At 59.0% G+C, this 12,745-nt stretch carries 14 protein-coding genes; 2 read left to right on the plus strand and 12 right to left on the minus strand.

Going from position 1 to position 12,745, the window contains the following annotated elements:
* Positions 1-9: 9 nt before the first annotated feature.
* The 6 genes from C6366_RS08870 to ispG are packed head-to-tail and all read right to left on the minus strand — an operon-like array spanning position 10 to position 6,083.
* A complete protein-coding gene (locus tag C6366_RS08870) occupies positions 10-912 on the minus strand; it encodes a M23 family metallopeptidase (protein WP_158269708.1) in 903 nt (300 codons plus the stop codon).
* Entirely contained in the window at positions 912-2,264 is a 1,353-nt protein-coding gene (gene xseA, locus C6366_RS08875; protein ID WP_107737156.1) for an exodeoxyribonuclease VII large subunit, read from the minus strand. Before xseA ends, C6366_RS08870 begins: the two co-directional genes overlap by 1 nt.
* A gap of 3 nt (positions 2,265-2,267) precedes the next feature.
* Positions 2,268-2,750 carry a DUF86 domain-containing protein gene (locus tag C6366_RS08880; RefSeq protein ID WP_107737158.1) on the minus strand — a complete coding sequence of 161 codons (483 nt, stop codon included), beginning with the start codon at positions 2,748-2,750 and terminating at the stop codon, positions 2,268-2,270.
* Entirely contained in the window at positions 2,737-3,171 is a 435-nt protein-coding gene (locus C6366_RS08885) for a nucleotidyltransferase domain-containing protein (RefSeq protein WP_107737160.1), read from the minus strand. The genes C6366_RS08880 and C6366_RS08885 overlap by 14 nt, the downstream gene beginning before the upstream one ends.
* A gap of 41 nt (positions 3,172-3,212) precedes the next feature.
* Positions 3,213-4,946: a proline--tRNA ligase gene (locus C6366_RS08890; RefSeq protein ID WP_107737161.1), complete on the minus strand. Its 1,734-nt coding sequence runs from the start codon at positions 4,944-4,946 to the stop codon at positions 3,213-3,215.
* 15 nt (positions 4,947-4,961) lie between these two features.
* Positions 4,962-6,083 carry a flavodoxin-dependent (E)-4-hydroxy-3-methylbut-2-enyl-diphosphate synthase gene (gene ispG, locus C6366_RS08895; RefSeq protein WP_107737163.1) on the minus strand — a complete coding sequence of 374 codons (1,122 nt, stop codon included), beginning with the start codon at positions 6,081-6,083 and terminating at the stop codon, positions 4,962-4,964.
* Positions 6,084-6,519: 436 nt separating this feature from the next.
* On the opposite strand from ispG, the gene C6366_RS19580 reads away from it, so the two are divergent.
* Complete coding sequence (locus tag C6366_RS19580) at positions 6,520-6,681, plus strand: hypothetical protein (RefSeq protein WP_158269709.1); 162 nt, start codon at positions 6,520-6,522, stop codon at positions 6,679-6,681.
* A gap of 208 nt (positions 6,682-6,889) precedes the next feature.
* Here the strand turns inward: C6366_RS19580 and C6366_RS08900 are convergent, their stop codons facing one another.
* The 4 genes from C6366_RS08900 to C6366_RS08915 are packed head-to-tail and all read right to left on the minus strand — an operon-like array spanning position 6,890 to position 10,351.
* Positions 6,890-8,095 carry a dicarboxylate/amino acid:cation symporter gene (locus C6366_RS08900; RefSeq protein ID WP_107737165.1) on the minus strand — a complete coding sequence of 402 codons (1,206 nt, stop codon included), beginning with the start codon at positions 8,093-8,095 and terminating at the stop codon, positions 6,890-6,892.
* A gap of 55 nt (positions 8,096-8,150) precedes the next feature.
* Positions 8,151-8,879 (minus strand): aspartate/glutamate racemase family protein, encoded by a 729-nt coding sequence (locus C6366_RS08905; RefSeq protein WP_107737167.1) that lies wholly within the window; start codon positions 8,877-8,879, stop codon positions 8,151-8,153.
* 45 nt (positions 8,880-8,924) lie between these two features.
* A complete protein-coding gene (locus tag C6366_RS08910) occupies positions 8,925-9,932 on the minus strand; it encodes a D-cysteine desulfhydrase (RefSeq protein ID WP_107737169.1) in 1,008 nt (335 codons plus the stop codon).
* A gap of 38 nt (positions 9,933-9,970) precedes the next feature.
* Positions 9,971-10,351 carry a RidA family protein gene (locus C6366_RS08915; protein WP_107737171.1) on the minus strand — a complete coding sequence of 127 codons (381 nt, stop codon included), beginning with the start codon at positions 10,349-10,351 and terminating at the stop codon, positions 9,971-9,973.
* A 581-nt stretch (positions 10,352-10,932) separates the two neighbouring features.
* Between C6366_RS08915 and C6366_RS08920 the strand changes: the two genes are divergently transcribed.
* Positions 10,933-11,589, plus strand: coding sequence for a GntR family transcriptional regulator (locus C6366_RS08920; protein ID WP_158269710.1), 657 nt, complete (start codon positions 10,933-10,935; stop codon positions 11,587-11,589).
* A gap of 66 nt (positions 11,590-11,655) precedes the next feature.
* Here the strand turns inward: C6366_RS08920 and C6366_RS08925 are convergent, their stop codons facing one another.
* Positions 11,656-12,081, minus strand: a complete 426-nt coding sequence (locus C6366_RS08925; RefSeq protein ID WP_107737175.1) for a PaaI family thioesterase — start codon at positions 12,079-12,081, stop codon at positions 11,656-11,658.
* Positions 12,078-12,728, minus strand: coding sequence for a class I SAM-dependent methyltransferase (locus C6366_RS08930; protein ID WP_107737177.1), 651 nt, complete (start codon positions 12,726-12,728; stop codon positions 12,078-12,080). Before C6366_RS08930 ends, C6366_RS08925 begins: the two co-directional genes overlap by 4 nt.
* Between the last annotated feature and the right edge of the window lie 17 nt (positions 12,729-12,745).

Below are 12,745 nucleotides of genomic sequence, written 5' to 3' on the forward strand. Positions count from 1 at the left end.
AGCTACGAATCAGTCCAGCAGCGGCAGGGGGTCCACCCACATGCCCAGGACGCTCAGCCCGAAGTGCAGGTGCGGCCCGGTGACCCGTCCCGTGGCACCCACCTCGCCGATGGCCTGTCCGGCGACGACCATGTCCCCTTCCTGAACCAGGATTTCGGACAGGTGGATGTACTGGGTGACCACGCCCAGGCCGTGGTCGATGTAGATGGAGCGGCCCGCGAAATAGTGATCGCCTGCCAGAATCACCTCTCCGTTGCTGAAGGCCCGCACCGTCGTGCCCTCCGCGCCGCGCAGATCCACCCCGCGATGCGGGGTCCTGGGCTGATCATTGAGGAAGCGCCGAAGGCCGAAGGCGCTGGAGACGGAGCCCTGAACCGGGCGCGTGAAAGGCTCTTCCCAGTGTTGGACCGGGGAAATCCGTTCCAGGGCGGCCCTGGCGGCCCGACGCTCCCGTTCGATCCGGGGCAGAAGCTCGGCGTCCGGTGAGACCATCTCCCGGGACACCCGCAGCCGCTGTTCGGGAAACTCCCGGGCGTGAACAAGGACGTCCTGGGAGAACGCGCGTGGCCCCTGGACCGTGAAGACGGTCCCGGTGAGCCGGTGCGTTCCCGGCGGAGTTTCCAGGTCGACGCCCAGCAAGACCACCGCTTCCCGGCCCTGGCCGGCCGGAGTGGCTGCTAAGTAGCCAACATCCTTGTCCATCCAGCGCAGACTTGCACTCTGAAAGCCCTCCGACCCGGAAAGCCGGACGAAAAACGGCATGCCCACGCCCACCCGGTCCGGGACCTGGATGTGGACTTGGGAAACGTCCCATTCTTCCGCATGGGCCGAGACTCCGGACGGGACGAACAACAGCATTCCAAGGGCCAACGCCAAGCCCACGCCCAACCGCTCGCTTGCGTACCGTCGCATCATTCTCCTCGTTCCGCCCGCGTTTCCTGCACCCGTGCGGCAATGAACCCGGATCGGGGTACGATCCGCAACAAATCACCCTGGCGCACATCCCGAGCATCCCGCACGTAGTTTCCGGTTCGTTCCGACTGGACCAGACAAAATCCCTTTTCCAAAGGTCGCTCCGGATTCAGACCGCTCATGGCGGTTTCCAGCTTGGCCAACTCGTGATCCCGGACACGAACGGCTTCCCGGCCCGCGGCCAGAAGCTCGTGCAGGCGCTGATCCAGCACCGCTTGTCTGGCGGCCCAGAAGCGGGCGTCCATGGTTCTGGTCAGGTCCGAAGTCGCCTGGGCCAGGGCGGACCGGCGCTCCCGAAGCATGGCTTGGCCGCTGCGAAACAGATCGCGCTCCAGCCCTTCCAGACGCTCCAGGGCCCGCAACACCCGCACTCTGGGGGAAAGCCAGGACAGAGCCCTTTCCTGTCCGGCCAGCAGGGCTTCCTTGCGGCGCAGCAGCTCCCGGGCCGCGGTTTGCAGCCGATTTTCCAGCTCGTCCACGGTCTGGGCCAGTTCCCGCCGCTCCGGCCACAGGAGCTGGGCCGCATGGCTGGGGGTGGCGGCGCGCACGTCCGCGGTCAGGTCGGCGATGGTCGTGTCCACCTCATGGCCGATGCCCGTGAGCACCGGAATTTCGGAGATGAAGACCGCCCTGGCCAGATCCTCGTTGTTGAAGGCCCACAAATCTTCCAGGGACCCGCCGCCGCGAATCACCACGATCACCTCGGCCCACCCCTGGATATTGGCCTCTTGCAAGGCCTGGATGATCTGGCCGGGGGCCTGGTCGCCCTGGACCAGGACCGGATGGACGCGGATGGACGCGCCAAAGCCCCGCTCGTCGGCCAGACGCAGAAAATCCCGCAGGGCCGCTCCGCCAAGGGCCGTGATCACCGCGATCCGCCGGGGATGCGACGGCAAAGGGCGCTTGCGGGCCGGATCAAAATATCCTTCCGAGGCCAGCCGCTTCTTCAAGGCCTCAAAGGCCACGAACAGCGTTCCCAAACCCTGATCCTGAACCATCTCCACCACGAGCTGGTAGGCACCCCGCGGCGCGTACACGGTCAACCGCCCGAGGCAGATAACCTCCTGACCATCGGCCAGGACATCCCGAACCGCCGCGGGTTGCCACTGCTGGGACTTGAACCAAACCGCGGCCAGCGTGGCCTCGTTGTCCTTCAGGGTGAAATAGATGTGCCCGGACCCCGGCCGGGCCAAATTGGAAACCTGCCCCCGCACCCAAACCAACGGAAACTCCCCCTCCAACGTGGCCTTCACGGCCAGGGTCAGTTCACGGACGGAAAAAATGTGGGGCATAGGTTAGATGTTTCGCGGCTCCAAGTTTGGGATCGGCTGGTCCAGCCTGTCGGGGTTGGCATGAACCCACTGCAACAAAGCGTCCAAGAGCAACTCCACATCATCTATATGATCCCGGCAAATCCGAAACAGCTCCTCGTCGTCGATTTCACAATAGAAATGCGTCAGTCTGTTTCTGTAACCGGCCAGGACGCGGAGCAGGTCGCGATGAGGCATCGAAAGAACGCCTCGTTCTCCCAAGGCGACCGCGATCTGTTTGTATTCCAGGCTGGGTTGGGCAAAGGCTTTGGCCGTGATGTGCCGCCCAAGATCGAACAGCGCTTCCAGAGCTCGGCGCAAATTGGATTCCGCGGCCGCGGCGTTGCGGGGATCCTGGAAAAAAAGCTCTCTGGATTGCAGCGGCAATTCTCGAATCCGGGAGAGCATCCTTCTGACCCACTCAACTCGGGAGAGCACGACGGAGGAACGCATCTTATCCGGCGACATGGCCAGCCTCCGGATGGAGTATCCGTTGAATGCGTTCCCGTTGAAACGGCAGCAGATCACCGGCCCGAGCCAGAACGTAGAGTTCCGTTTCCGCCTCCTGATCCTCGTCTCGGCAGTATGCCCGCTCGCCCTGGACGATCTCCACGGCCAAGAACGGATCACAACGCCAAACGTCCACCACGTCGACCCGATCCACGTCCAGGAGATCCTCCAAGGACATGCCCAAGCGGATCATGCCGCGCAAATCCGGATGCGCGCCGCCTCGAAAGGTCACGCCCACATCCACGTCGGACCTCGGATGCTCGACCAGGGCTTGACCGCCTCGCAACCTGGAGGCCATTTCCTTGGCGCGACTGCCGAAAAAGTAGACCGCGTTCACATCGTAACGCTCGGCCAATGCGGCCAAGCCTTCAGCAAGCATGGTCGTCACTCCTAGTACCGTTTATCCCTGGACGGAATGATTCATTCGAGATCCAACCCCCAATCCTTAAGAATCCCCCGCCACCACGACCGGACCTGATTTTCCAGGTCGTCCAGAGCCAGTTCCGTGCGTTCTCCGGTCTTGCGGTTCTTGGCTTCCAGGACGCCTCGGGCCGCGCCTTTTTCGCCCAGGATGAGATGGCCGGGGATGCCGATCAGGTCGGCGTCCTTGAATTTAACTCCGGGCCGTTCATCCCGGTCGTCCAGGAACACCTCGAAGCCCAGGGATTCCAGGCGGTCGTGCAGGTCCACGGCCTGTTGCACCAGTTCCGGATTCTTGCCACCCAGGAGGATCAGCTCGATCTGGAAGGGCGCGATGGGCGGCGGGAACAGGGCACCGTTGTCGTCGTGGTTCTGCTCCAGGCAGGCGGCCATGATCCGGCTGACGCCGATGCCGTAGCACCCCATGATGATCAGTTGCTCCTTGCCGTTCTCGTCCAGGTACCGCGCCCCCATGGCCTCGCTGTACTTGGTGCCCAGCTTGAACACGTGGCCCACTTCGATGCCCTTGGGCAGTTCCAGGGCCGCTCCGCAGCGCGGACAGGGGTCCTGGGCCGTGACTTGGCGCAGATCAACGTACCCGGCAATGGCGGCGTCCCGGGTCAGGTCCACATGCCGCAAATGGGCGTCGGCCTTGTTGGCCCCGACGATCCAGTCCCGACGCAACCCCACTTCCCGGTCCGCCCAGATGGCGTCCACATGCAGATCCACCGGCCCGGCAAAGCCCACCGGCGCACCGGTCCAGACCTGGACCTGTTCCGGGGTGGCCAGGTTCAGTTCATTGGCGTTCAAAACGTTCTTCAACTTGATTTCATTCAGCTCCCGGTCCCCGCGCACCAGGGCGGCCACGGGGCGGCCGTCGGCCTCGTAAAGCAGGGTCTTCAGAATGGCCTCCGGCCCGACTCCCAGAAACGCCGTGACCTCTTCCACGGTGTGCTTGCCCGGCGTGGAAACCAGCTCCGCGGGCGGGCATTCCCCGTCATCGCCTTCGCCTTGGACCACGGCCTCGGCCTTTTCCAGGTTCGCGGCGAACTCGCAGGCCGTGCACACGGCGATGGTGTCCTCGCCGGTGTTGGCCAGAACCATGAATTCGTGGGAAAAGCTGCCGCCGATGGCCCCGGAGTCCGCCTCCACGGCCCGGAAAGTCATTCCGAAGCGGGTAAAGATGCGCATGTAGGCCTCGTACATGGTCCGGTAGCTCTTGTCCGCGCCCGCGTCGTCCCGGTCAAAGGAGTAGGCGTCCTTCATGATGAACTCCCGCCCGCGCATCAGCCCGAACCGGGGCCGGATCTCGTCCCGGTACTTGGTCTGGATCTGGTACAGATTCACGGGCAACTGCCGGTAGGAGCGAATCTCCCCGCGAATCAGGTCCGTGATCACCTCCTCATGGGTCGGCCCCAGGCAGTAGTCCCGCCCATGCCGATCCTGTAAGCGCAGCAATTCCTTGCCGTAGACCACCCAGCGTCCCGACTCCTTCCAGAGGTCCGCCGGCTGGACCATGGGCATGAACACCTCCAAGGCCCCGGACCGGTTCATTTCCTCGCGCACGATCCGGGCCACCTTGTCCAGACAGCGCAGCCCCAGGGGCAAGTAGGTGTAAATCCCGGAGGTCAGCTTGCGGATCATGCCCGCGCGCATCAATAAACGATGACTGACCACCTCGGCCTCGGCCGGATGTTCCTTCAGGGTCGGCAGGTAGTACTGGCTCCAGCGCATGATGAGATTTCCTTTTCAAGGTTCAGGATTCAGGGTTTGATTCGTTGATCGCTCCGCCAAAAACGCATCCAGCTCGCGCAGAAATTCCGGCAGCAGTTCGTCCCTGCCCCGGACTTTGCGCAGGATTTCGCCGCGGCGGAAGATCAGGCCGCAGTCCCGGCCCCCGGCCAAGCCGATGTCCGCTTCCCTGGCCTCGCCGGGTCCGTTGACCACGCAGCCCATCACGGCCACGGTGAAGACCTCGGTCACGCCGTCCAGGCGGCGCTCCACCTCTTCGGCCAGATCCTGGAGGTCGATTTCGGTCCGGCCGCAGGTGGGGCAGGAGATGATTTCCGGGCCGCGCTGGCGCAGGCCCAGGCTGCGCAGGATTTCCCAGGCCGCGCGGACCTCCAGGACCGGGTCCGCGGTCAGGGAGACCCGCAGGGTGTCCCCCAGTCCTTCCCAGAGCAGGATGCCCAAACCCACGCCGGATTTCACCGCGCCCCGGAGCAGGGTTCCGGCCTCGGTGATCCCGATGTGCAGCGGGCAGTCCAGCTTCTCGGCCAGAAGGCGATAAGCGGCCACGGTCCGGTGGACTGAGGATGATTTCAGGGAGATCTTAAAATTGTCGAAGCCGCGCTGCTCCAGCAGGGCCGCGTGACCCAGGGCGCTGGCGACCATGGCCTCGGGCGTGGCCCCGCCGTATTGTCGCAGCAGCTCCTTCTCCAGGGAGCCGCCGTTCACGCCGATGCGGATGCACGCTCCGTGAGCCTTGGCCGCGTCCACCACCCGGTCCACGTTGGCCTTGGAACCGATGTTCCCGGGGTTGATGCGCAGCCCTTGCAGCCCGGCTTCCAAGGCCCTCAGGGCCAAGCGATAGTCGAAGTGGATGTCCGCGATCAGCGGCACCGGGGCAACAGCCTGAATTCGCGGCAAAACCGCCGCGGCCGCCTCGTCCGGCACGGCCAGGCGCACGAACTCGCACCCGGCCTCGGCCAGCCGGGCGACCTGGGCCAAGGTCGCTTCCGCGTCCCGGGTGTCCGTGTTGGTCATGCTCTGGACCCGGACCGGATGCGCGCCGCCCAGGGTTACGCCGCCCAGGGTGATGGTCCGCGTGGAGCGGCGGCGGGGAGTGAGATCAGAGGGCGAGGTGGTCATTGTGGGGTGGAACTCCCTGGCTTCCGAGGGGATGGTTCAGAATCGACCGGCATCCCGAGGTAGGTTCGTACATACCGGCGTGGACTCGGTTTTTACGCGGAGTTCGCCCAGAGGTAAACCTGCTCAGTGTTCCGGTTGAGAAAATACCGCGGCTTTCCGCCCTGTACCGAACTCCACAGTATCTCAAACAGATGGCGGACCGGGTTGTCTTTCAGGTGCTTGAACTGCAGGCAGCAGCTCAAACATATAGGTAAGGATGGCTAGGGGCCGGGATGCGCACGGGTTTTATCCCTCAGCGGCCCCCCCGTTGCAGGCTAGGTTGGCGGAGCGGCTTTTGGTAGCCCAAAATCCCGGCAATGCCTCAACAATTCAGGCTTTACGTGAACGAGCAGGATGGCCAAACCCGTTGCAAGCTACCCATAAGTTTATGAACTTCATGTCTGATTGCGAATCCGCCCATGCAGATGTATTTCAGCGTGGAGTAGTCGTCCAGGCCGTAGTGGGAACCTTCACGCTTGTGCAGCACGGCCTTACCATCGATCAGCGGACCCTGGTTCACGCCCTCTTCCTGGGCGTTTTGCGTCTTCAGGCTGGTTAAGGCCGCTTCAAACGTGGGAGCGGACTGGTCGACGTTACTATTCTTGGTCTGATTTACCTAACAGTGATGGGATGGCCTCCTTCAAGGGTTTGAGTGTTCTTGAAGTGCACCCCTTTTAGAGGGCCGGGGCCATCCCATCACAGTTAGCAAAACATAATCCCGAACATTATTCGGGATTATGTTTTCTTTCCATGAAAATCTAATGTTTCTAACTAGATTTTGCTGAGTACTTTGCCTCTGTTGTATCAATAAACACGGAAGCAACTGCATCGCCGGTTATGTTCAATGTGGTTCTGGCCATATCAAGAATTCTGTCGATTCCGGCAATCAATGCTATGCCTTCCATTGGCAATCCAACGGAAGCTAAAACCGTTGTAAGGATAATCAATCCCGCTCCTGGAACTCCGGCTGCTCCGATGGATGCTAATGTCCCAGTAAGCACAATTACCAACTGCTGCCCTAATGACAAATCCAAAGCATATACTTGAGCGACAAACAAAGCAGCAATACCTTGATAAAGAGCAGAACCATCCATATTTATTGTCGCACCTAATGGCAAAACAAAACTTGCAGTTTCCCTAGATACTCCAAGATTTTCCTGCGTACATTTCATTGTTGCAGGAAGTGTCGCACCGCTGCTACATGTTGAGAAAGCAATAAGTTGTGCAGGCAATATTCCTTTATAAAATTCTGGAAGCGTTAAATTTGTAAACCCTTTAATGATAAATGAATAAACTATTAATGCATGCAGAATAGCTCCCATGTACATAATTCCAATTACTTTTCCCAAAGGGAAGAGAACGGAAGGCCCGTTCATTGCGACAACAGGAACAATCAATGCAAATACGCCATATGGAGCCAACTGCATCACCATTCCAGTAATTCTATACATAATCTCTGCAAAACCATCAAAGAAATTTTTGACTGAATCGGCCTTTTTCCCAACCAAAGAGATGGCCACACCGATAAACAATGCAAAGACGATAATCTGCAGCATGGATCCTTCAGTTACAGCCTGAAAAGGATTCCTGGGAATGATATTTACCAAAACGTCAATAAGAGGCGGAGCCTCACGGCCGGTGTAAACAGCGTCCACAGGCAGAGACAAGCCCTTTCCAGGTTTAAAAATGTTCGCCAAAAGAACACCCATTGACACGGCAAATGCAGTAGTGGCTAGATAGAAAGCAATGGTTTTACTCCCCATTCTGCTCAATTTCTTGACATCTCCAGTGCTCGCGGCACCCACGACCAACGAGGAAAAAACCAGGGGCACAATAATCATCATGATCAACCGGATGAACAAATCTCCAAAGGGCTTGATGTAGCTGACGGCAATATCTTGCAGCCCTTGCATGAACAGCCCGACAACAACACCAGCGATCAGCCCGATCAAAATCTTTGTTGCTAGACGCACTTTCCTGCCTCCTCGTGTTTGAATAGTGAACAGTGTTTACCGACAAAAACAACCATCACCTCTCCTCCCTCATTGATTGACGCGCCTCAAGCACAATGGCCTCGGCGAGAACTTGCGCGGCATCCACCACGGGAAACGATGTCCGAATGCATCCGGAAATGACCGAGAGCTCCGTACAGGCCACCAGCAATGCCTGGGCACCGTCCTGAACAAGACCATCAATTGCGGCCTGTAGAGCAGACTTGACGTCTTCTCCATACTGACATGTCTTAATTTTCCGGATGGCTGCCATCAACCCATCCTGATCAGGAGGCCTTGGCGCGAGGAGCTTCAAGCTCCGCGCGGCAAAAGTCTTTTCATAAATACGCAAGTTAAGAACCGCGGTCGAAGCAACCAGACCTACGGTTTGGATTCCGGGAGTCCGGACGACAACGGCCTCAGTAGCCAGGGCAACCATGTCCAAAACTGGTATGGAAACAGCTTGTTGAATGTCGCGGTGATAAAAATGGGCCGTATTGCAAGGCATGGCCAAGAAATCGACTCCCCAGGCCGCAAGCTTGCGCGCCATTTCCTGGAGACAGAAAGCCGGACTTTCGCCTTTGCCTTCAAGCAAGGCTTTGATGCGGGAGGGAACCTTGGGATTGTTGTCCACCACCATCCGGATATGATCAACATCATCCTTGGCTGGCGTGGCCTTGATGACCCTGGCCATGAGATCCACGGTGGCCTCCGGCCCCATGCCGCCAATGATGCCGACTATTTTTTCCTGTTTTAACGTTTCCATCTTGAAATCTCGGATTTGGAGGGATGGTTCAAAATCGGGCTTTTTTCAGCCTTCCTTCCTGAAGGTAGGTAAATAGGCATACAGCGCGGGGGAGCCTCCGGTGTGCAGGAATAGGACATTGGCGCCTCGGGGGAAGTGACCGGAACGGACGAGATCCAGCAGACCGGCTGCTGCTTTGCCGGAGTAGACCGGGTCCAGCAAAATGGCCTCGTGCTTGGCGAACAGCCGTACCGCTTCGACCATGGAGTCCGTGGGCAGGGAATAGCCGGGGCCGACGTACTGGTCGTAGCAGACGACCGCCTCCCTGGGGATGGACATCTTCATTCCCAACTTCAGCGCGGTTTCCTCCGCCAGTTTGAAGACAATCCCTTCCTGGACGTCCTTGGGCCGGGACACATTGACCCCGCTGACAGAGATGTTGGCGTTGGTGCCGATCATGCCCACCACCATACCGGCGTGGGTCCCGGCGCTGCCGGAGGGCACAACGATGTGGTCGATATTCAGGTGTTCTGTATTCAACTGGTTCATGATTTCTTCCGCGCAGGCCACGTAACCCAAAGCGCCGATGGCATTGGACGCTCCCCCGGGGACGATATACGGCTTTTTGCCCTGGGCTTTCAGTTCATCCGCTTTTTTGCGCATTTCAGCCATCATGTCCGATCCGCCGGGGGCCACGGAGACGCTCTTCACGCCCAGCAGGTCAAACAAAAAGTTGTTTCCACTGGCTTCCGGCTTGTAGGATCCCTTGACCCGCTCTTCCAGCACCAGGTGGCACTCCAGATTTTCCTTGCAGCACCAGGAAGCGGTCAAGCGGCAATGGTTGGACTGGACCGCGCCGCAGGTGATGATCGTATCCGCTCCCTGTTCCAGACCGTCGGCCAGGCAGAATTCCAGCTTGCGGGTCTTGTTTCCCCCGCTGGCCCCTGGCAGCAAATCGTCGCGCTTGACGAACAGATTGACTCCCTTCCCCAGGGCCTTGCTCAGGTTTTCCATGGGCTCGATGGGTGTGGCCCCTTGCAGGTAGGCACGACGGGGAAACTTGGTGAAGTTCATGATATTTTCTCCTGACGATTAGAATGGAAATAAGTAGATCAACGCTCGAAAACAGCCTCGATTTCAATATCCGCGCCCAACGGGAGGGCTGCAACTTGCAGCGCCGTTCTTGCGGGAAACGGCTCCTTGAAAAACTGGGCGTAGACTTTGTTCACGTCCTGAAAATCGGCCATGTTGGTCAGAAACACCGTGACCTTGACCGCCCGGTCCAGGCTCGTGCCACCGGCTTCGGCAATGCTTTGCAGGTTGCGCAGACACTGTTCCGCCCGAACCTGGATGTCCCCCTGGGGCATGGTTCCGGTTTCCGGATCCAGCGGCAGCTGGCCGGAGGTGAACAGCAACGGACCGGATGCGACGGCCTGGGAATAGGGGCCGACGGCTTGCGGAGCCTTGGTGGTGAGAATAACGGATTTCGACATGCAATTCTCCAATGAATGATAGTTGAGTGTGGAAAAGAGAGGGTCGGTACCTCAAAACCGTGGACAGCCGAACTGCCTTCTCCCAAATTTTTGCTTTTTTACCCTCCCGGAGCACGAACTCCTCAGACCAGCCGTCGAATTTCGCGGCCACCTCCCGGATTGCCAATTCACCACGGGCTCGGATGTCATCCAACATGGGCGCAACTGCTTTTCTGATCTCTGCGCCGTGGGCTTCAGTCGATTTTCGTACTTTTTTAAGCATTCCAAGAGGATAAAGCCTCTGCTTCATGCATCGAAAGATACAGGGATTCTCAGCAAGCCAGCCTTCATCCACCTTGCATTTCAAGCGTTCACTTCCTGCTTAGGGAAGGTCAAAAATAATGTCAATATTTTATAAAATATTTATTATTTTTTCTTGAATCTTTTTTTATATTAAGTCATCCTTAACTTTGCCCTGCATCTGGTGTAATGGCCGAAACGTCCGAGATCAGCGAAGCTCCCGGCTCGACCAGATGCGTCGATGTTTCGTTTCGCCGGTTGACCGTGTTGAAAAAATCAGGCTTGCGGATGGTAGTAATAAAATGGAAGAAAAGAATTGCGAGATGAAGTCACTGGCCGCGTATCAGCGGATCAGGGACATGATCATTACCAGGGAGAAACTTCCTGGAACGCGGCTTGTGATTTCGGAACTGGAAGAGGAGTTGGGAATCGGCAAAGGGCCGATCCGGGAAGCGTTGATGCGCTTGGACCGATCCGGCCTTGTGCGCAATATTCCCTACAAAGGTGCCGTGGTGGCCGAATCTCCACGGATGCGGGAGATTGAGATCATCTATGAAATGCGGGTCAAGCTGGAGACGACCCTGGCCTTGGAGGCCATGCAGAACATGGATGAGCAGGGCATTGCGAAGCTGGAATCCATGCTGTCGGAAATGCAGCCCGGATTGGACCTCCAGGCCTTATACCATCTGGACCGTCAGTTTCACTCCCTGATTTACGAGTACTCGAGGCTGACCCACCTCTGCCTGGTGGTGGACAAGTTGATGGAGTCCGTGGACATCTTCCTGGTCAATCGTCCCCGGGACGACAACGATTTGGCCCGAATGCACGAGCAGCACGCCCAGATTCTGGAAGCCTTCAAAATGAAGGACGAGACCATGCTCAAGGATATCTTCAAGCAGAACATCAAGAACGGATTGCGGCTGATCAAGAAGGTCTACAGCCGGTTCATGTTTCATTAGGCGGATCAATGCCTGTGCCCATGGATGCCTGGCACGACCTTGTAAGATGCCTGGCGCGACCTCGATTCAAAACCTTCGGATATTGTAGACGGACCGGCCCTCGGCAATGATCACCTCCGGAGCGGTGGTGGCGTAAACCACGGTGGAGACGTTGCCCACCCGGTTGCCCAGCATTCTGATCCGGGAGTGGGCGATGATGTCGCAGGCCACGGCCGGTTTGAGATAGTCCACCCGCAGATCAATGGTGGCGACCCGGTCCTTGATGCTGCCGGTGCTCCAGACCGCGAATCCGCCGCAGGTGTCGATCAAGGCGGAAATCACTCCGCCGTGCAGGGCTTGGCGGCGGGCATCGCCCAGGAGTTCCGGCCTGTACGGCAGGAGCAGGCGGCACTGGCGATCCCCGAGGTCCAGCAGCCGGATGCCCAGATAGGCGTTGAAAGGGATGCCGTTTTCGATCAGTTCGCGAAACGCCTGCAACTCTTCCGGATTCATACCGACCTCGCGTCAGATTCTTTCGGCCCCGCCTGTTTCGTGGCGGTTCCATGGAAAATATACCCAGCCAGCCACCACTTCCGGACCACGGTCGCCTCCAGAGTGGTCAAGCGAAAACCGCTCCTGGTCAATAAGCCCGAGATATCCCTGTTCAGGTGGCATCCGCCGGCCAACCGCTTCCAGATCGGGGTCAGCCGGTCCTGCCAGCGGCGCACGGCCGGGTCCGGCGCGGCCCCGTGCTCGCAAAAGATCAGCGTCCCTCCCGGCTTGAGCACCCGACACATTTGCCGCAACCCCGCTTCGGGCGAAGCGATGCTGCAAAGCGTGAAGGTCGTGACGATGGTGTCCATGCTCGAGCTCTCCAAGGGAAGCTCTTCCACGCTCCGGTCGATCCAGCGTGGAGCGACCGGGGCGGAGCGGGCCGCGCGGGCGGCGATGCGGAGCATTTCCGGGGATGGGTCAAGCCCCCAGAGTTCAGTTACCACAGCCGGGTCATAGTAGGGCAGGTTCAGGCCGGAGCCGACTCCGACTTCCAGAACGCGGCCCAGGGCAGGTGGGATGATTCGCGCCCGCAGGCGACGGATCGACCCTTTACCGCAGGTGGCGTGAATCAACCGGGGAAGAATGGTGTTGGCGTAGAATCCCATGATCGCTTGGTCTGGTG

Origin of the sequence: Desulfonatronum sp. SC1 (genome assembly GCF_003046795.1) — a bacterium.
GTDB lineage: Bacteria > Desulfobacterota > Desulfovibrionia > Desulfovibrionales > Desulfonatronaceae > Desulfonatronum.